The organism is Ammoniphilus soli, assembly GCF_040813775.1.
Genome location: NZ_JBEGDL010000061.1, coordinates 1 through 18,496 on the forward strand (window position 1 = coordinate 1; position 18,496 = coordinate 18,496).

An 18,496-nucleotide genomic window follows, 5' to 3' on the forward strand; every position below is an offset into this window, starting at 1 on the left:
CGTTCTCGCCCTGCTCATGATGTTCCCGGAATTGATCATGTGGCTGGTGGATTAAGTACGCTAGTTTTTACTTTTACCTATTGTAGTCTAAATATTAAGAATATAAATGCGAGGTGCTTAAAATGAAGAAACGAATTAGCGGACCGATTCAGCTGCAGGGACAAACCGCGATCGTGACCGGGGGAGCAAGGGGGATTGGTGCGTGTGTTGCGCGCGCCTTGGCAAGGGAAGGAGCCGATGTTGTCGTAAGCGACGTTCTTCCTTTCGAAAGCGTGGTGTCCGATGTTGAGAAATATGGCAGAAGATCCCTGGGGATCCAATGTGACATTACCAATCCCGATCAAGTGAATGCTTTGGTACAGGCAACCGTCAATCATTTTGGCAAGATTGATATTCTTGTAGCTTGCGCCGGAATCGTAAGGCGTACCAATTTCTTAGAATTGTCTGTTGAGGATTGGAATCGGGTCATGGACGTCAATCTGACAGGGATGTTTTTGACGGTTCAATCCGTTTACCGGCAAATGGCCTATCAAGAGAGCGGAAAAATCGTCTGTATCGGATCGATTGCTGGAAAAGTGGGAGGAGTGATTGCAGGCACGGACTATGTGGCTTCCAAGGGCGGAGTCCACAGCTTCGTTAAATCCGTAGCAAAGGAAGCGGCCCCTAAAGGGGTTTATGTCAACGGCATTGCCCCGGGTCCAGTGAACAGTCATATGACAGACGGAATTCCTTACCGACCGGAAACCGTACCGCTGCAGAGAATGGGAGAACCGGAGGATATTGCTGAAGCCGCCATTTTCCTTGCCTCTCAAGCGTCCAATTATATTACGGGGCAAATTCTCAATGTTAATGGAGGAATTCTCATGGAGTAGGGATACCCAAGTGGATTTCCTAAGTAATACATAAAAATAGAGGAGGTTTACAATGAGCTATACCATTGCTTCTCCATCTCGGATTTTCAGTGGTCAAGGCAGCATTCAAAGATTGAAGGAACTGGTGAATGAGCTGGGTGCCAAACGAGTGCTTTTGGTTACTGATTTAGGGATAAGAAAAGCAGGAATTGTTGATAAAATTCTATCCGTATTGGGTGATGAATTATTAACGGTTGCCATTTTTGATGAAACCAAAGCAGAGCCTACTGTAAGTAATTATCAGGATGCCTTACGTATAGCAAAGAAAGAGGAAATTGAACTGGTCATCGGCCTGGGGGGAGGAAGCTCGCTTGACTTGGCTAAAGCCGTTGCTCTTTCCATGGTGCATGAGGAACCGATTCTGCATTTTGTAGGGATCGATAAGGTACCTTCTCCGGGTCTTCCCACCATCATGATTTCGACGACTTCCGGAACGGGTTCGGAGGTTTCGAAGTTTGCGGTCTTAACCGATGAAGAAACGAATTTGAAAAGTGTCATCTGCAGCCCTCATATCCTAGCCACTGCTGCGATCGTTGACCCTGAACTCACGCTCACGCTTCCACCCGTGATTACAGCCCATACCGGCATTGACGCTTTGGTTCATGCTATTGAAGGCTACCTCGCGGTACGGTCTTCGCCTTATACCGATGAATTGGCATTATCGGCCTTCCGAAAGATTTGGACGAATTTAGAAGCTTGCTGCAAGAATGGGTACGATCTCCGCGCGCGATCAGAAATGGCTGTGGGCAGCATGATGGGCGGGCTTGTGCTCAATACGACGGATGGGGCCGGGATGGTGCACGGGCTAGCCTTTTCCCTCGGAGTCTATTGCCATCTCTCTCATGGTCTTTCCAATAGTCTGGTCCTTCCCTATGTGCTAGAGGTTATTGCACCCCTGCGTGAAGAAAAAATCATGAATCTAGCAAGAGTTGCAGGAGTGGAAGAAAGTACAGTGCAAGATACGATCAACTCTTTGATCCGAAGCATTGTAGATCTCCAAAAGAGGATAGAATTGCCTACCACCCTTAAAGAACTGCATATTGCTGAGGAGTTGCTTCCCATGCTAGCTAAAAGCTCTTTCGGAATGGAACGGCTTCAGAGCAATTCTCCCAAGCGCCTAAGTGAGAAAGAAATAGAGAATATCTTTCAACGGGCAATGTGCGGGGAGTTCCTGCTGGACAAGGTAAGATAAAGAAGATGGCGATCTTGGAAAATGGTCTGGAATTCGACAGTCCCATGATGAACAAGGTTTACCAGCATTTTGACCCTGCGATGCTGGATCGGGGTGAAATTCGCTCTGTTCTTCAGAAGCAGATCTATCAGCCGCACATTAGGAATTCTATCAGGCCTAAAATGAAAATTGCCCTTGCTGTAGGGAGTAGAGGGATCAGACATTTATCGTTTATTGTTCGCACGGTGATTGAGATCCTGCATGACTTGGGAGCTTCTCCTATTATCGTCCCGGCTATGGGCAGCCATGGAGGAGGAACACCGGAGGGGCAGCGAAACGTTCTATCCAGCTATGGAATTACAGAGGAAACGATGGGGGTACCTATTGACCCTTCTATGGAAACCTTGGAGTTAGGTGAGGTACAAGGAGTTCCTATTCATTTTAGCAAGGCCGCTTTGGAGAGCGATCTTATTATTCCTATTTGCCGCATCAAGCCACATACAGATTTCAAAGGACCTATTGAAAGCGGAGTTTATAAAATGCTGAGCATAGGTTTAGGGAAACACAAAGGGGCCGCATCGATTCATCGTGCGGGATTTCCATCCTTTTCTACCCTCATCCCGGGTGCCGGCCAATTTATTACCGATCATGCTCCCGTAGTTTTTTCGGTTGCTGTGGTGGAGAACAGCTATGATGAAGTGGAGAATATTTACGTCATCCCAAAAGACCGGATAGCCATGGAGGAGCCTAAACTTCTAGCCAAAGCGAAGAGTTTGTTGGCGAAGATTAATATTAGTCCGATTGACTTCTTAATTGTAGATCAAATAGGCAAAGACATTAGTGGGGAAGGAATGGATCCCAATGTTACAGGAAGATCTGTCTTTCCTGTAGCATTTGAAGACGTCTCCGCTATTAAGAGAATTGCTGTACTTGACTTAACGGAGGAAACTCATGGTAATGCAACGGGGATTGGCATGGCTGATTTAACGACCATGAGGTGCTTCAAGAAAATCAATCTCCAGGTGACGTATGCGAATGTCATTACCGCTGGATTGTTTGGAAGTGCAAAAATGCCATTGCTCCTGGAAAATGATCGGGAAGTTTTAGCCGTTGGACTGAAATCGGCAACGTTGGTTGCTCCGCAGCAGGCTCGTGTAGTTCGGATTAAGAATACTCTTCAGCTTACTGAATTTTGGGTCTCTGAAGCGATCATAAATCAGCTATTAACCATGAATCATTTTACAATTACTGATGAGAAACGCCCTTTTACCTTTGATTCCGAGGGAAATCTCGATTGGTAAGAGGGATTAGCCGAAAGGGCAGGAAGAGGTGAAGAGGATGAATTCAAAGGTAAGCAAGTTTCATTTAAAGACGTTGGAAGAAAGACTTGACTGGCTGGCTGATGCGACTTCTTTAAATGAAGAGGATGTAAAAAACTATCAGAACTTCGGTATCTTGGGAGAAGCACTAGCAGATCGTATGATCGAAAATACCATCGGGATCATGGAAATTCCGTTGGGGTTAGCGGTGAACTTTGTGGTCAACGGCAAGGATGTGGTGATCCCCATGGCTGTAGAGGAATCTTCCGTGGTTGCTGCTGCCAGTCATGGAGCAAAATTGGCGCGTTCTGCGGGAGGCTTTTATGCCATGACAACAGAACCGCTGATGTTCTCCCAGATCCAGCTTTTGCACTGTCGTGATCCTTTTGGAGCCAAGATGAGGATATTGGAAAACAAGGAGACGATTCTCCATTTGGCAGGCCAGCAAGATCCCTTGCTTCTTCAGCTTGGAGGCGGCCCACAAGATCTGGAGGTGCGCGTATTGGACGTTGAACCGTATCCTATGGTCATTGTGCACTTGATCGTAAATGTGCTAGACGCAATGGGAGCCAACACAGCCAATACGATGGCTGAGAGCATTGCGCCTATGCTAGAGAGCCTCTCTGGAGGCCGTGCAAACCTTAAAATTATTTCTAATCTGGCGGATCAGCGATTGGCAAGAGTTCGATGCACGGTGAAAAAAGAGGAGCTTCATGGGGAAGAGACAGTGGATCGGATCGTGAGTGCCTATCGATTTGCCGCTCTGGATCCATACCGGGCGGCGACCCATAACAAGGGGATCATGAATGGAATCAGTGCCGTTGTGCTTGCAACCGGAAACGATACCCGTGCTGTTGAGGCTGGTGCGCATGCTTATGCAGCCAGATCGGGCCGCTACACTAGCCTGTCGGTATGGGAGAAAAACCAAGCAGGAGATCTGGTAGGGACCCTCGAATTGCCGATGGCGGTCGGCATTATTGGTGGGGCAACAGCCGTTCACCCCAAAGTCAAAAGCAACTTAAAAATTCTTGGCATTGAATCGGCGAAGCGATTGGCTGAAATCATCGCATCGGTTGGGCTTGCGCAAAATCTAACAGCTCTTAGGGCTTTAGCGAGCGAAGGGATTCAAAAAGGCCATATGAAGCTGCATGCAAAAAATATTGCCATGATGGCTGGGGCAGTGGGAGCAGAAATTGATCAAATCGCCCAGCAGATGATCGAGGAAGGCAAGATTCAGATGGATCGGGCAAAGCAACTGGTAGGAAATAAACATAGCTGAGATCCTGCTTGCCATACTTTAGGGAGGGTTAAATATATTGAAGGTGCAAGTTATTCGATCCTTTGGGGATCCATCTGTTTTTCAGTTAGTTGAGCTACCAAAACCGACAGTCACTCCGGGGCATGTTTTAATACGTGTAGCAGCTTCAAGTGTGAATCCCGTTGATTTAAAAATGCGTCAAGGGTTAGTAAAGGGGTTGGCCCCTGAGTTTCCTGCGGTCCTTCACGGGGATGTTGCCGGAGTTATAGAAGAGGTAGGCGAAGGGGTCACCCATTTCAAGCCGGGTGATGAAGTTTATGGTTGTGCTGGCGGTTTAAAGGGGGAGGCCGGGGCCCTTGCGGACTATATGGTGGCAGATGCCTCTTTGCTTGCACTAAAACCACGTTCTTTGACGATGAGAGAGGCAGCCGCTCTGCCGCTTGTCAGCATTACCGCCTGGGAAGCCTTGATTGAAAGGGCACGGCTGGTTCCTGGACAGAAAGTACTGATTCATGCGGCGACAGGAGGGGTAGGTCATGTGGCCATTCAGCTGGCCAAATGGGCAGGTGCAACGGTTTATACGACGGCTTCCTCCAAAGAGAAATTGGATACGGCAAAGAGATTGGGCGCCGATTTTCCGATTAATTATCGGGAGATGCCGGTTCAAGAATACGTTCAAATATATACGCAAGGAACAGGCTTCGATGTTGTACTGGATACCGTGGGGGGAGAAAATCTGGACCGCTCCTTTCAAGCTGCAGCGGTCCGTGGAACCGTCGTATCCATTATCGCTCGATCCACTCATAATTTAGATCCCCTTCATGCCAAAGGCTTGACCTTGCATGTGGTATTTATGCTGCTTCCGCTTATAACCAAAGTCCATCGGGTTCAGCATGGAGAAATATTGAGGGAGATCAGCAAGCTAGTGGATGAAGGGAAAATTCAACCGCTGATAGATCCTCATTTATTTTCATTTGACCAGGTAGCTGATGCTCATCGTTATCTGGAGTCTGGGAAGAACATGGGAAAGGTCACGCTAGTAAATGAAAGGTTTAGGGAATAACAGTAGAAAGGGGAGTTTGGGGTGTCCAAACTCTCTTTTTTTTATGAAAAATAATTCATGATTGTTGTAAAATAAATGAAGTACTTACAGGCAGAGGGGGACGGTAGGAATGGTTAGTAAACCACTGATAGAATTCCAACACAATAGTAGCCTTTTTGAGTCTATAAATAACGAAGTAATCATTATAGATCGCAATGGGAAAATTGTTTATTGCAACAAGTCCGCCTGTAACATGTTCAAGAAGAAAGAAGATGAATTGATTGGAATGGATTTTGGAATGATCTTTCCTCTTCTTAAATCCCAACCGGCAGATGAAAAGAATGGAGTGGCCTTTAGCTATGAGTGGAAAATGGAAGATCAAACGTTTATCGTAAATCAATCTTTGGTTTATGGTAAGAATGAACTGCTAGGATCCATTATAATATTTCAAGATATTACAAGTATCATAAACAATCATGCTCATGTTTTGAAACGAAGCATTGATCAGTATGAAAATGCCCTGAATGAGCTGTCAGAGTGTTTTCTGGGTGTAGATAGAGATGGTAATATCGATTTTGTAAGCGACGGCTATGCCCAATTTTTGGGGGTTAAAGATCGCCATTCGATTATAGGCAGGCATTGCACAGAAGTTATTGAAAACACAAGAATGCACATCGTGCTCCAAACAGGTCAAGCAGAGATAGGGGATCTGCAACAGCTGAATGGACAAAAGATCATTGTCATGCGGGTTCCTATTTTCAGGGATGGAGAAATCGCAGGTGCCATAGGGAAAATCATGTTCCATGACGTAAGGGACTTAAAATCCCTAGCAAGCCAAATCAATACTATGGAAACGAAGTTGAATTACTATGAAACAGAATTAAAACGCCTTCAAAGTACAAAATATTCTTTCGATAATATTATAGGAAGCAGTAAAAGAATCAATGAGGTTAAAAACATTTCTATGAAAGTATCGAGAAGCCGTTCTACCATTTTAATTAGAGGAGAAAGCGGAACAGGAAAAGAGTTATTTGCCCATGCGATCCACCATGCGAGTCCAAGATCGGAAGGCCCGTTCATTCGTCTTAATTGTGCTGCCATTCCTAAGGAGCTATTTGAAGCAGAGCTATTCGGTTATGAGGATGGCGCCTTTACCGGAGCTAAAAAAGGGGGCAAGCCTGGTAAGATTGAATTAGCTAAAAATGGAACTCTTTTCTTGGATGAGATTGGCGATATGCCGTTAGATATGCAGGCCAAATTGCTACGCGTATTGCAAGAAAAGGAAATTGAAAGAATCGGTGGTACAAAAATAAGCCAAATTGATGTTCGGTTTATTGCAGCAACTCACCAAAATTTGTGGGAAATGATTCACCAGGGTAAATTTAGAGAAGATTTGTTATATCGTTTGAATGTATTTACTATAGATATTCCTCCGCTAAGAGAAAGAAAAGAAGATATTTCTCCCGTTATAGAGTTTATGATCACTAAACTGAATCGTGAACTAGGAACCAACGTTATGGGAATCGATGAAAATGTAAGAAACATATTCATGGAACATGATTGGCCAGGAAATCTGAGGGAACTGGAAAACGTGCTTGAACGCTCTATGAACGTTATTGATAAAAATATCATTCAAACGGAGCATTTGCCTCTTTATCTGAGGAATAAGCAAGAGAAGGAAGCTGACCGTGAAGGCATAGGTTCTCTTCAGATGGAAGTCGAGCGAGCTGAGCGGAGAGCCATAATGAAGGCGCTAAAAAAAGCATCCGGAAAGATACAGGAGGCAGCCAGTCTACTAGGAATTCATCGGGCCAGCTTATACAGAAAAATAGAGAAATATAGAATACTGGAAAATCTGGAAAAGGGCGAATAAGCCCTTTTTTGTTTTAAGCAGTATACTTAAATGTTGCAAATTCGCGAATGTGTTGCATAAGTGCGAAAGTGCGTGAATACTAGGGTTCTGGGATTATGTGTCGCAAAATAGAGACAAAAGGTGTTGGCTCTAAAATCCTGCATAAGGAAAAATGCCTGATAACCGTAACTTTTTGAATTGTTACAAAGTTTGGCATTATTCTTGCTTTAATATTAATTCGAATAGAAGGAAAGGTTTAAAAAATAAATGGTTGGGTTCATTACGAGGAGTGGAGAAAATTATAAGCAAAGGAGAATTCAGGTTGGAGCAGATCAATTTACCTCAGTTTTTAATGCGAAGCATTGAAAAAACACCGGATAAAGTCTATTTGCAATTTGAGCATCAAAGGATTACATACGAAGAGCTTCATCACCGAGTGGCCAAAACGGCTGCAGGTCTCTATGAATGGGGCATTCGCAAGAATGATAAGGTTTGTGTTATGTTGCATAATTCTCCTGAATACCTGGATATTTGGTTTGGATTATCTTTTTTAGGCGCTATTCTTGTTCCCTTGAATGTTCATTTAAAAGGGGAGGGTTTGCAGTATATCCTCACTCACTCCGATTCTAAACTAATCATTGTTGAGCAGGAGTTTGTCTCTTCCGTCATCACGTGTCTTCCTTTCATCCAGAAAGATATAAAGGTCATCGTGCGGGAGAAAAAAGAGAGCGCTATCACCATCGAAAATGGTTCAGAGGTTCCGGTGATGGGTTTGGAAGAGTTATTCAATTGTAATCATCTTTACATTCCAAACGAAACGATTTCACCCGCTTCTGTGAATAGTATTCTTTACACTTCCGGTACAACAGGGGTGCCAAAAGGCGTCATGCTAAGTCATGTTGCTTATGTCAACGCTGCACAAGCATTCGCTGACCACATGATTGGTGCTCAATCGGATGATATCCTGTTTACAACTTTACCTTTGTTTCATATTAATGCGCAAGCGCCTACTACATTAGGGGCTATCCATGCAAATGCAACCGTTGCCATGAGCAAGAAGTTTAGTGCCTCTCGTTTTTGGGATGAGATTCGATTCCATGGCGCTACCATCTTTAATTCATTGGGTTCAATGATTCCCATTCTTTGCAAACAGCCGGAGCGAGAAGATGATTGCCATAATCCGGCAAGACTGACAGCCTGTGCAGCTACGCCGAAGGAATTTTGGAAGCCTTTCGAGGAACGCTTTGGAGTTCAAATTGTGGAAGGCTATGGCTTGACCGAAACAGCAGGCTTTTGCGTATCTAATCCATTACATGACAATCGTCCTCCATCGATTGGAAAAGCTTTCACTTACGTAGAAACAAAGGTTGTCGATGAAAACGGAAACCGCTTGCAAGCAGGGCAAGTGGGTGAGATCTTGATTCGGTCTTTGGAGCCCCATGCCTTAATGGAAGGTTATTATAAAATGCCAGAAGAGACAGCGGAAGCATGTAGGGGCGGTTGGTTCCATACAGGGGATAGAGGCTTTAAGGATGAGGAGGGATATCTTTATTTCAGCGATCGCCTGAAACAGAGTATTCGGCGCCGCGGTGAGAATATCTCTTCATGGGAAATTGAAAAGGTCGTCAATAATCATCCGAAAGTTCTTGAATCAGCGGCCGTTGGCGTTCCTTCGGAGGTCGGTGAAGAAGATGTAAAGATTTATATTCTCTTGAAGCAGGGAGAATCCATGGCCTATGAGGAGGTCATAAAGTGGTGTGAAGAACGTATGGCCTACTTTATGGTACCGCGCTATGTCCAATTTGTTGAATCCTTCCCTAAAACAGCAACAGAGCGCATTCAGAAGTTCAAATTAAAGGAAGAGGGAATTGCGACAGCCTGGGATCGTGAAAAGGGGGGCTATATCGTGAAAAGAAATGCTTGATCTTTGCTTTTATTTGGATTTTGAATTTTATGAAAGGGGGTATTTTTATGGATTCAGATAAAGTTGTCTATTGGTCTAAAGAAGATGGAGTCGCTATCATTTTTATTGATAATCCACCGATGAATACCTTAAGCTCGGCCGTTGTTGAACAGCTGAACAAAGTGGCTGATGAGGTTGAACGAGACCGAGAAGTGATCGCCGTTATCCTTTCCGGCAGAGGAAATAAAGCTTTTGTTGCCGGGGGAAATATCAAGGAGTTCCCGGGCTGGATGGGCATAGGAGCGGAATATGCAGAGACGAGGTCGCTGTGGCTTCAGGAGCCCTTGAATAAAATTGAAAACCTTTCGAAACCGACGATTGCTGCCATCAATGGGTTTGCCCTTGGCGGGGGTTGTGAGCTGGCCCTTTCTTGTGATATGCGAATCGCGGAAGAACAGGTTCTTATTGGACTTCCGGAAATCAAACTCGGATTGTTTCCTGGAGCTGGAGGGACTCAGCGCCTTCCAAGGTTAATTGGAGCGGGAAAAGCCAAAGAAATGATGTTCACTGGAGAGCCCATACCGGCTTATGAAGCGAAGCGAATCGGGCTAGTGAATGATGTTGTCCCTCAAGGGAGCGCGCTTGAAAAAGCAAAAGAGTTAGCCCAACGGATTTCCCGATTTTCTCTGCCGGCTCTTTCCCTCATGAAAAAAGCGGTGGATGAAGGAAATGCTGCAACCCTGGGGGAAGGACTTAAAATAGAAGCCAAATATTTTGGGGAAGTGTTCCAAACCGAGGACATTAAGGAAGGGGTTAATGCCTTTATTGAAAAAAGGGATCCCCGGTTCACCCACAAATAGAGGAGTCCATAAAAAGGAGAACTTGCATGATTTTGGAATATAACGGAAAAAAGCCGATCATTGCCAACTCTGCCTTCATTGCTCCGAATGCCACTATTATTGGTGACGTTATTGTCGAAGACGGAGCAAGTGTCTGGTTTGGCGCCGTTTTGCGAGGAGATTTAGGGCCTATCGTTGTTGGCGCTCGAAGCAGTGTTCAGGATAATTGCGTAATCCATATGACGGACGGCGGTACTTATATTGATGAAGACGTGACGGTTGGTCACGGAGCGATTTTGCATAATTGCCGGATTGGCCGAAGCACAGTGATTGGGATGAATGCCGTAATCCTGGATAATGCGCGAATCGGAGAAGAATCCGTGGTGGCAGCTGGAAGCGTTGTTTCCGCAAACACCGAGTTTCCTTCCCGAATTTTAATTGCCGGTATACCAGCTCGGAAGAAGAAGGATATCGAAGGGGCTTCGCTATGGTGGGTACAGGAGAGCTCGAAGTGGTATCAGCAATTATCCCAGAATTATATGAACCAAGGAATCAGTGATTTGAGGAGGAATGGATAATGTTCCAAAAAATTCTAATTGCTAATCGCGGGGAAATCGCGGTACGGGTGATCCGGACTTGCCGGCTGATGGGGATCGGAACGGTGGCCATCTATTCCGAAGCGGATGCCGAAGCACCTCATGTGGAGATGGCCGATGAAGCTTACCTGGTTGGGGGCCCGCGTGTGGCCGATAGTTATTTAAATATGGAGAAGATCATTGAGATTGCCAAGTCGTCGGGTGCGGAGGCGGTTCATCCCGGATATGGGCTCCTATCGGAAAATGCTGCATTCGCACGCAAATGTGAGGAGGCTGGGGTCGTCTTTATCGGGCCGTCAGCTGATGTCATTTCGCAAATGGGCAGTAAGATCGAATCGCGGCGCGCGATGGAAAAAGCAGGCGTACCTGTAGTTCCGGGGATTTTAAATCCGCTTGCCGATGTCGAGGAAGCCGTGCAAGTGGCCCAAGAGATGGGATACCCGGTTATGCTTAAGGCTTCTGCCGGCGGCGGCGGGATTGGGATGCAAATTGTCAGAAACGAAGAAGAAATCCGAAAAGCTTTTGCCGGGAACCAGAAGAGAGCAACCGACTTTTTCGGTGATGGAGCCATGTACATAGAAAAATATGTAGAAAATCCGCGTCATATTGAAATCCAAATTCTTGCAGATCAACAAGGAAATACGGTGTATCTCTGGGAACGCGAATGTTCCATTCAGCGTAGGCACCAAAAGGTCTTGGAGGAAGCACCCTCCATCTTTTTGGATGAGGTGACCCGAAGCCGGATGGGAGAAGCCGCTGTTAGGGCCGCTCATTCTCTGGGATACAGCAATGCGGGTACCGTTGAATTCCTGGTGGATGCTGATAAGCAATTTTACTTTTTGGAAATGAACACGCGACTTCAGGTTGAGCATCCGGTAACGGAGGAGATTACGGGGCTGGATTTGGTTGAGCAGCAGCTGCGAATTGCATCAGGTGAACCTTTAGCGTTTGGCCAGGATGAGGTAAAGCTCGAAGGTCATGCGATTGAAGTCCGGGTCTATGCGGAAGATCCGAAGACGTTTTTCCCGTCACCCGGCAAGATTACCAAATTGGTGATCCCCGAAGGCCCGGGAATACGACACGAATTGGCGGTACGCGAGCAATCGACCGTTACCCCTTTTTATGATCCTATGATTGCTAAGCTTGTCGTTAAAGGGAAAAACAGGGAAGAAGCCATCGGACGATTAAGGAATGCCCTCCAAGACTACCTTGTAGAGGGGATTAAAACGAATATTCCCATGCTGCAAGAAGTTGCGGCCCATGAAGCCTTCCTCACTGGAGATACGACCACAAGTTTTGTGGCGAAATATTTGCAAGGAGCAGCTGTAACTAAGGCGAAGTAAGATAAAGAAACTGCACAGAGCACTTTGAAAGAGAGTGAAGAACTGGGAGGACAGAGAAATGAGCCAAATATTATCGAATATGACAGGAAATGTATGGAAGGTTTTGGTTAAACCGGGAGACCAAATAGAGATCGGTCAGGATGTTGTCATTTTGGAATCCATGAAAATGGAGATTCCGATTGCTTCAGAGTCCAGCGGTACGGTAAAGGAACTCAAAGTGAATGAAGGAGATTTTGTCAATGAAGGAGATGTCCTTGTAGAACTGCGGTAAATCTAACGGGAAAGCCCCCAAGGGGCCCCGTCACGGCACATAGATGAAGGAGGCTAGGCGATGAAATGGCCAAAGACTGCAACGATAAAGGAAGTTGGTCCAAGAGACGGATTGCAAAATGAAAAAGGGTTTATTGCTACTGAAGATAAAATTTCTTGGATCAACCAGCTTTCATTGAGCGGCCTGGGGTATATCGAAATCACTTCGTTTGTGAATCCGAAATGGATTCCGGCGCTTTCTGATGCGGCAGAGGTCGCTAGGAGGATTGAGCGCGTTCCAGGGGTTACCTATGCAGCACTCGTCCCCAATCAAAAGGGGCTGGAAGCAGCCCTGGAGGCGAGGATTGATGAAGTATCGATCTTTATGTCAGCCAGCGAAACCCATAATATGAAAAACATCAATAAGTCAATTACCGATACGTTCCCTGTATTGGGAGAGGTGGTGAAGGAGGCAAAGGCTGCGGGGAAGTCCGTGCGCGGTTATGTTTCCACTGTTTTTGGTTGTCCCTACGAAGGGGCCGTTAAAATGGAAGACGTTATTCGGGTATCGGAGTCCCTATTGGAAATGGGAATCGGAGAGCTGTCACTCGGCGATACCATTGGCGTGGCTAATCCAAGGCAAGTGCAGGAGGTACTGGAGACACTTTTGAAGCGTGTTCCTGCTGAAAAGCTGGCCATGCATTTCCATGATACCCGCGGTACGGCGATGGCTAATATCCTGGCGTCCCTGGATATGGGAATCTCGAAATTTGATGGAGCCCTTGGCGGCTTAGGAGGCTGTCCTTACGCACCGGGTGCGTCCGGCAATCTGGCAACCGATGATTTGCTCTATATGCTTCACGGCATGGGGATTGAGACTGGAGTTGACCAGGATAAGCTGCTTTCTTCAGCCTTTTTTATTCAGAGCAAATTGGGACGAAAGCTGCCGAGTCATCATCTGCAAATGTGCAGCACCGATGACGGCGCTGAAAAAACGGTATGTTAACAGGGGGAAATATGGAAAACTCAATTTCGGTTACAAACCATAAGGAAGGAATCGTCGTTATCACCTTAAACCGACCGGAGGCAGCCAATGCCCTATCCTTGCAAATGCTGTATCAGCTCCGTGAAGCCTTGGACGAAATCCGATTCAATCGCAGCGTCCGCTGCTTGATTATCACGGGGGGAGGGGAAAAGGCGTTTTGTGCCGGAGCGGATTTGAAAGAACGCTCAGGGATGGACATGGCACAGGTACGTAAAACCGTTTCCCTAATTCGCAGCAACATTAATGCGCTGGAGGAATTGCCCCAACCGGTGATCGCGGCTGTCAATGGTGTAGCTTTTGGGGGAGGAACGGAATTGGCCTTGGCATGCGATATCCGCATTGCCGCCGAGACAGCCAAGCTAGGGCTTACGGAAACTTCCCTCGGGATTATCCCAGGGGCTGGCGGTACGCAGCGCTTATCCAGATTGGTGGGTAAAGGGCGGGCAAAAGAGCTTATCTTTACAGCAAAACGGATCGATGCGAAGGAAGCCTTGGAAATTGGCTTGGTTGAGTATGTGACATCAACGGATGTATTGATGGAAAAAGCCATGGAACTGGCTGGGCAGATCGTTTGCAATGCCCCCATCGCAATAGCTCAGGCGAAGTTCGCCATTGACAAGGGATACGACGTCGATTTGAATACAGGGCTTTCGATCGAGCAAAATGCCTATGAAGTCACCATTCCCACAAAAGACCGACTTGAGGGGCTGCAAGCCTTTAAAGAAAAGCGCAAGCCTATATACAAAGGTGAATAGAGAGATCTAATAGAGGAGGAGAACGCAGTGTCCGTTGAATTGAAATCCCTAGAATTAACGTTGCAGGATCGGATGGAACAAATTAAGCAGGGCGGAGCTCAGAAGTACCACGAAAGTAATGCAAAGCAAGGGAAATTGTTTGTTCGTGACCGTTTAAAATTATTATTTGATCCCGGATTCGAGCTAGAAGATGCGTTATTTGCCAATTCCATGGCTGGAGATCTTCCGGCCGATGGTGTTGTAACGGCGATAGGTAAAGTGAATGGCCAAGTCGTATGCGTGATGGCTAATGATTCCACGGTGAAAGCGGGGTCCTGGGGATCGCGAACCGTAGAAAAAATTATCCGAATTCAAGAAACAGCTGAGAAAATGAGCGTACCGTTAATCTACCTTGTAGATTCTGCAGGGGCCCGCATTACGGATCAAATCGAAATGTTCCCTGGTCGCCGGGGGGCGGGGCGCATTTTCTACAATCAGGTTAAGCTTTCGGGTAAAATCCCGCAGATTTGCCTTTTGTTTGGTCCATCCGCGGCAGGAGGAGCTTACATTCCTGCGTTTTGCGACATTGTGATTATGGTCGAGGGCAATGCCTCCATGTATCTTGGTTCCCCGCGGATGGCGGAAATGGTCATTGGCGAAAAAGTCACGTTGGAGGAGATGGGTGGGGCACGGATGCATTGCTCCGTTTCAGGTTGCGGCGATGTATTGGCGAAAAATGAGGAAGAAGCGATTTCCTTGGCGCGAAACTATCTTTCTTATTTTCCTGCTAACTTTTCTGAAAAACCTCCCATTCAGGATGCCATTGAACCTAAAGGGTTTGATAAAACATTAGAAGAGATTCTTCCATCTAATCAGAATGCTCCTTTCAATATGTATGACCTAATTGAAAGAATAATAGACGAGGGCTCCTTTTTTGAAATCAAGAAGCTGTTTGCAAGCGAATTGATTACCGGCTTAGCCCGCATGAATGGAAAGACCATGGGGCTCATTGCCAACCAGCCGCGCGTGAAGGGTGGGGTATTGTTCCATGATACGGCTGATAAGGCAGCCAAGTTCATTACGCTCTGCGATGCCTTTAATATTCCTATCCTGTTTTTAGTGGATGTACCAGGATTTATGATCGGAACGAAAGTGGAACGAGCGGGAATCATTCGCCATGGGGCAAAAATGATCTCTGCCATGTCCGAAGCGACTGTGCCGAAAATCTCCATTATCGTCCGTAAAGCCTACGGTGCAGGCCTCTATGCCATGGCTGGCCCTGCGTTTGAACCTGATTGCTGCCTGGCCTTGCCTACAGCACAAATTGCGGTAATGGGACCGGAGGCTGCGGTGAATGCCGTGTACGCGAATAAAATCTCTCAATTACCTGAAGATGAACGGGCCTCTTTTATTGAACAAAAAAGAGAGGAATATCGAAGAGATATAGATATCTACCGTTTGGCCTCGGAAATGATCATTGATGGCATTATTCAGCCTAATTCTTTGAGGGAAGAATTGATCCATCGTTTTGAAGCGTATTCTTCGAAGTATGTTGCATTTTCGCAGCGAAAGCACCCGGTATATCCTGTTTAATCCATAAGGATGGAGAGGGATGAGGGAAATTGATCTGGCGATTCCCGGGGGAATGGAAGTCTCTGAAAACGGTGATTTAGCGAATGGGATGATTCCTGGGAAGATGATCTAAGGGATGGGTGGAACCATCGATCTTTTCTATGGCGGCAAACGAGTGATTGTGATCATGGAGCATGTGAACAAGCACGGGGAATCTAAGCTTAAAAAGGAATGCACCCTCCCGCTAACCGGAAAGCTCTCTTAGCAATAGGAGGAATATAAGTTTTTGAGCGGGATTGGAGGAACCGGATGAAATTAGAAGGGAAAGTGTGTTTAATCACGAACTGCGGGGAATATATGGGCCCTGCTATCGCTAAACAGTTTCAACAAGAAGGGGCTATCCTAGTTTTACAGACAAACGATCTAAATCGGGCAAAAGATGAGTTGGCAAGACAAGGGGTCAACTTGCCACCCATCCGATTCATAGAAGCGGATTTCTCCAAAAAAGGCATTGCTGAAGTACAGATTACTAGCCTAGCAGCTCAAATGGGCGGACTTGATGTCTTGGTCAATGTGAATGTGAATCAACCCGGAAAAGGAAAAATGCTCCACGAAGAAGAGGATGAAAGTTGGGAAACCATCATTCATTCGCTTATGACCGAATTATTTTTTACTTGTAAGGCCGCTTTAAAGCACATGATTCCTGAGAACAGAGGAAAAATTGTAAACGTTACATCGGCAGCTGGTGTTGCGGGATTACCCAAGTATTCGATTTATTCGGCAGCTAGAGCAGGGGCTAACGGATTGACAAAAGCTCTGGGAAAGGAAGTAGCCCCCTATAACATACAGGTTAATGCCATTGCCCAAAATTTTGTGGAGAATGAGACTTATTTTCCTGCCTCATTAATTCGTAATGAGGATGTATATAAGAAGATTGTAAAAAATATTCCGATCGGTCGATTAGCCAAAGGAGAAGAGTCGGCAAAACTGGCTGTATTTCTCGCTTCGGATGATTCAGATTTCCTTTGCGGCGAAGTGATTAAGTTTGCGGGTGGTTGGGGGTAATACAAGGTCAGGGAGGGATGAATCGTGTTTAATCGATATTTTGAAGAATATAAGTCTGGTGAAACATGGGTATCTAAAGGGCGTACGATAACAGAGACGGACTTAGTCCTGTTTTCTGCCTTCAGCGGGGACTGGTACCCTCTGCACACGAATCAAGAGTATGCGGCAAACACGCGTTTTAAGCAGCGCATAGCCCACGGGATGCTTGTCTTATCGGTGGCAACCGGCTTATGCCAATTTGAACCGGGAATCATTGTCGCCTTTTACGGGATGGAGAAAGTTCGCTTTACAAACCCTACCTTTATTGGGGACACCATTCATGTAGAATTAAAGATTGTCGATCTTGAAGAACGGAATCTCTCTAACGGAGTCGTAACCGCGATCCTAGAGATTAGAAAGCAAACCGGTGAGACGGTGGCAGTAGCCGAAATGAAGCTTGTGATTAACCGGAAATCGGAAGTGAAAACAACGTAAATGGGTGGAGGGGGAATTCAATGATGAAAGTATTGCCTTCACAAATAGCCGATCAACTAACCTTACCGATTATTGCTGCTCCTATGTTTCTGGTGTCTAGTCCGGAGATGGTGATCGAATCTTGCAAAGCCGGGATTATTGGTTCATTTCCGCTCTTGAATGCCCGCACGTCGGATATTTTGACTGAATGGTTGGAACAAATCACAAAAGAACTTGCAGCCGTGCGGTCGAACGAGCCTAAGCGTCGCGTGGCCCCATGGGCAGTCAATTTCATCGTCCACCGATCGAATAAACGATATGAAGAGGATTTGGAGCTAATCCAAAAGTACCAAGCGCCCATTGTCATAACATCACTCGGTCACCCTGGTCCGGTTGTCGATATTGTGCATGAATATGGCGGCTTGGTGTTCTCGGATGTCAGCAACCTTGTTCATGCCAGAAAGGCTGCTCAGACAGGTGTAGATGGGCTGATTCTCGTTTGCAATGGAGCTGGCGGCCATGCCGGAACGATTAATCCCTTTGCCTTTATTAAGGAGGTAAGGGAATTCTGGGACGGAATAACCATTCTCGCGGGTTGTATATCCGATGGCCAAGATATTGTCGCTGCAAAGGCTCTTGGTGCTGATCTCGTGTATATGGGCACTCGCTTTATCGCCACCTTCGAAAGTTTTGCAAGTGAGGATTATCAAGATATGCTGATTGAATCTAACCTAGAAGATCTAATCTATACGGATGCTTTTAGCGGTGTAAATGGCAATTATCTTATCCCTAGTATTCGGAAAGCGGGACTAGATCCCAACCGGCTCGAAAAAAAAGGATCTCTAGATTTCTCAGCATCGAACCAAAATGAAATCAAAGCATGGAGAGATGTCTGGTCCGCAGGACAAGGTGTGGGATCTATCCAGCAGATTCAATTTGTTGCTGATGCGGTTAAAGAGCTTCAAATTGAGTATAATCAGGCTATCACATCACTGAAAGCGATTGCAGAAAGTTCGAGCTTGATAGATTCCTAGAGTTTAGTTTGGAGTTTGCTAATATGAAAAAGGAGTGACTAACTTGAGAAAAATATCTATTATGGCCTTCGTCCTGCTGTTTGCTATCATGGCTACGGGCTGCATGAAAT

Annotated in this window: 17 protein-coding genes and 1 pseudogene; all 18 read left to right on the forward strand. The window is 46.0% G+C overall.

The window, feature by feature from the left end; translation table 11 throughout:
* The first annotated feature begins 122 nt into the window (after window positions 1–122).
* The gene (locus ABLT31_RS36640) at window positions 123–872 is read left to right on the forward strand and encodes an SDR family NAD(P)-dependent oxidoreductase (protein ID WP_367760666.1); all 750 of its coding nucleotides are present in this window, start codon (window positions 123–125) and stop codon (window positions 870–872) included.
* 52 nt (window positions 873–924) lie between these two features.
* On the forward strand, window positions 925–2,103 hold the full coding sequence (locus ABLT31_RS36645; RefSeq protein ID WP_367760667.1) for an iron-containing alcohol dehydrogenase family protein: 1,179 nt from the start codon (window positions 925–927) through the stop codon (window positions 2,101–2,103).
* A 5-nt stretch (window positions 2,104–2,108) separates the two neighbouring features.
* A complete protein-coding gene (locus ABLT31_RS36650) occupies window positions 2,109–3,383 on the forward strand; it encodes a nickel pincer cofactor-dependent isomerase, group 22 (protein WP_367760668.1) in 1,275 nt (424 codons plus the stop codon).
* A gap of 37 nt (window positions 3,384–3,420) precedes the next feature.
* Window positions 3,421–4,680 (forward strand): hydroxymethylglutaryl-CoA reductase, degradative, encoded by a 1,260-nt coding sequence (locus ABLT31_RS36655; RefSeq protein ID WP_367760669.1) that lies wholly within the window; start codon window positions 3,421–3,423, stop codon window positions 4,678–4,680.
* A 37-nt stretch (window positions 4,681–4,717) separates the two neighbouring features.
* Window positions 4,718–5,722: a zinc-dependent alcohol dehydrogenase family protein gene (locus ABLT31_RS36660; protein WP_367760670.1), complete on the forward strand. Its 1,005-nt coding sequence runs from the start codon at window positions 4,718–4,720 to the stop codon at window positions 5,720–5,722.
* Between the two features lie 109 nt (window positions 5,723–5,831).
* Window positions 5,832–7,574, forward strand: a complete 1,743-nt coding sequence (locus ABLT31_RS36665) for a sigma 54-interacting transcriptional regulator (protein WP_367760671.1) — start codon at window positions 5,832–5,834, stop codon at window positions 7,572–7,574.
* A 331-nt stretch (window positions 7,575–7,905) separates the two neighbouring features.
* Window positions 7,906–9,477, forward strand: coding sequence for an ATP-dependent acyl-CoA ligase (locus ABLT31_RS36670; protein WP_367760681.1), 1,572 nt, complete (start codon window positions 7,906–7,908; stop codon window positions 9,475–9,477).
* A 47-nt stretch (window positions 9,478–9,524) separates the two neighbouring features.
* A complete protein-coding gene (locus tag ABLT31_RS36675) occupies window positions 9,525–10,316 on the forward strand; it encodes an enoyl-CoA hydratase (protein ID WP_367760672.1) in 792 nt (263 codons plus the stop codon).
* 26 nt (window positions 10,317–10,342) lie between these two features.
* A complete protein-coding gene (locus ABLT31_RS36680) occupies window positions 10,343–10,873 on the forward strand; it encodes a gamma carbonic anhydrase family protein (RefSeq protein ID WP_367760673.1) in 531 nt (176 codons plus the stop codon).
* Window positions 10,873–12,234 (forward strand): acetyl-CoA carboxylase biotin carboxylase subunit, encoded by a 1,362-nt coding sequence (locus ABLT31_RS36685; RefSeq protein WP_367760674.1) that lies wholly within the window; start codon window positions 10,873–10,875, stop codon window positions 12,232–12,234. The genes ABLT31_RS36680 and ABLT31_RS36685 overlap by 1 nt, the downstream gene beginning before the upstream one ends.
* A 58-nt stretch (window positions 12,235–12,292) precedes the next feature.
* Window positions 12,293–12,505, forward strand: coding sequence for an acetyl-CoA carboxylase biotin carboxyl carrier protein subunit (locus tag ABLT31_RS36690; RefSeq protein ID WP_367760675.1), 213 nt, complete (start codon window positions 12,293–12,295; stop codon window positions 12,503–12,505).
* Between the two features lie 60 nt (window positions 12,506–12,565).
* A complete protein-coding gene (locus ABLT31_RS36695; protein ID WP_367760676.1) occupies window positions 12,566–13,489 on the forward strand; it encodes a hydroxymethylglutaryl-CoA lyase in 924 nt (307 codons plus the stop codon).
* A gap of 11 nt (window positions 13,490–13,500) precedes the next feature.
* Entirely contained in the window at window positions 13,501–14,283 is a 783-nt protein-coding gene (locus tag ABLT31_RS36700) for an enoyl-CoA hydratase (RefSeq protein ID WP_367760677.1), read from the forward strand.
* Window positions 14,284–14,355: 72 nt separating this feature from the next.
* A complete protein-coding gene (locus ABLT31_RS36705) occupies window positions 14,356–15,855 on the forward strand; it encodes an acyl-CoA carboxylase subunit beta (RefSeq protein WP_367760682.1) in 1,500 nt (499 codons plus the stop codon).
* A 28-nt stretch (window positions 15,856–15,883) separates the two neighbouring features.
* Window positions 15,884–16,090: pseudogene (locus tag ABLT31_RS36710) on the forward strand (CoA-transferase); the annotation flags it as partial.
* Between the two features lie 53 nt (window positions 16,091–16,143).
* Window positions 16,144–16,899 carry an SDR family NAD(P)-dependent oxidoreductase gene (locus ABLT31_RS36715; RefSeq protein ID WP_367760678.1) on the forward strand — a complete coding sequence of 252 codons (756 nt, stop codon included), beginning with the start codon at window positions 16,144–16,146 and terminating at the stop codon, window positions 16,897–16,899.
* Window positions 16,900–16,923: 24 nt separating this feature from the next.
* Entirely contained in the window at window positions 16,924–17,373 is a 450-nt protein-coding gene (locus ABLT31_RS36720; RefSeq protein ID WP_367760679.1) for a MaoC/PaaZ C-terminal domain-containing protein, read from the forward strand.
* Window positions 17,374–17,393: 20 nt separating this feature from the next.
* Complete coding sequence (locus ABLT31_RS36725; protein WP_367760680.1) at window positions 17,394–18,386, forward strand: NAD(P)H-dependent flavin oxidoreductase; 993 nt, start codon at window positions 17,394–17,396, stop codon at window positions 18,384–18,386.
* Window positions 18,387–18,496: the final 110 nt, after the last annotated feature.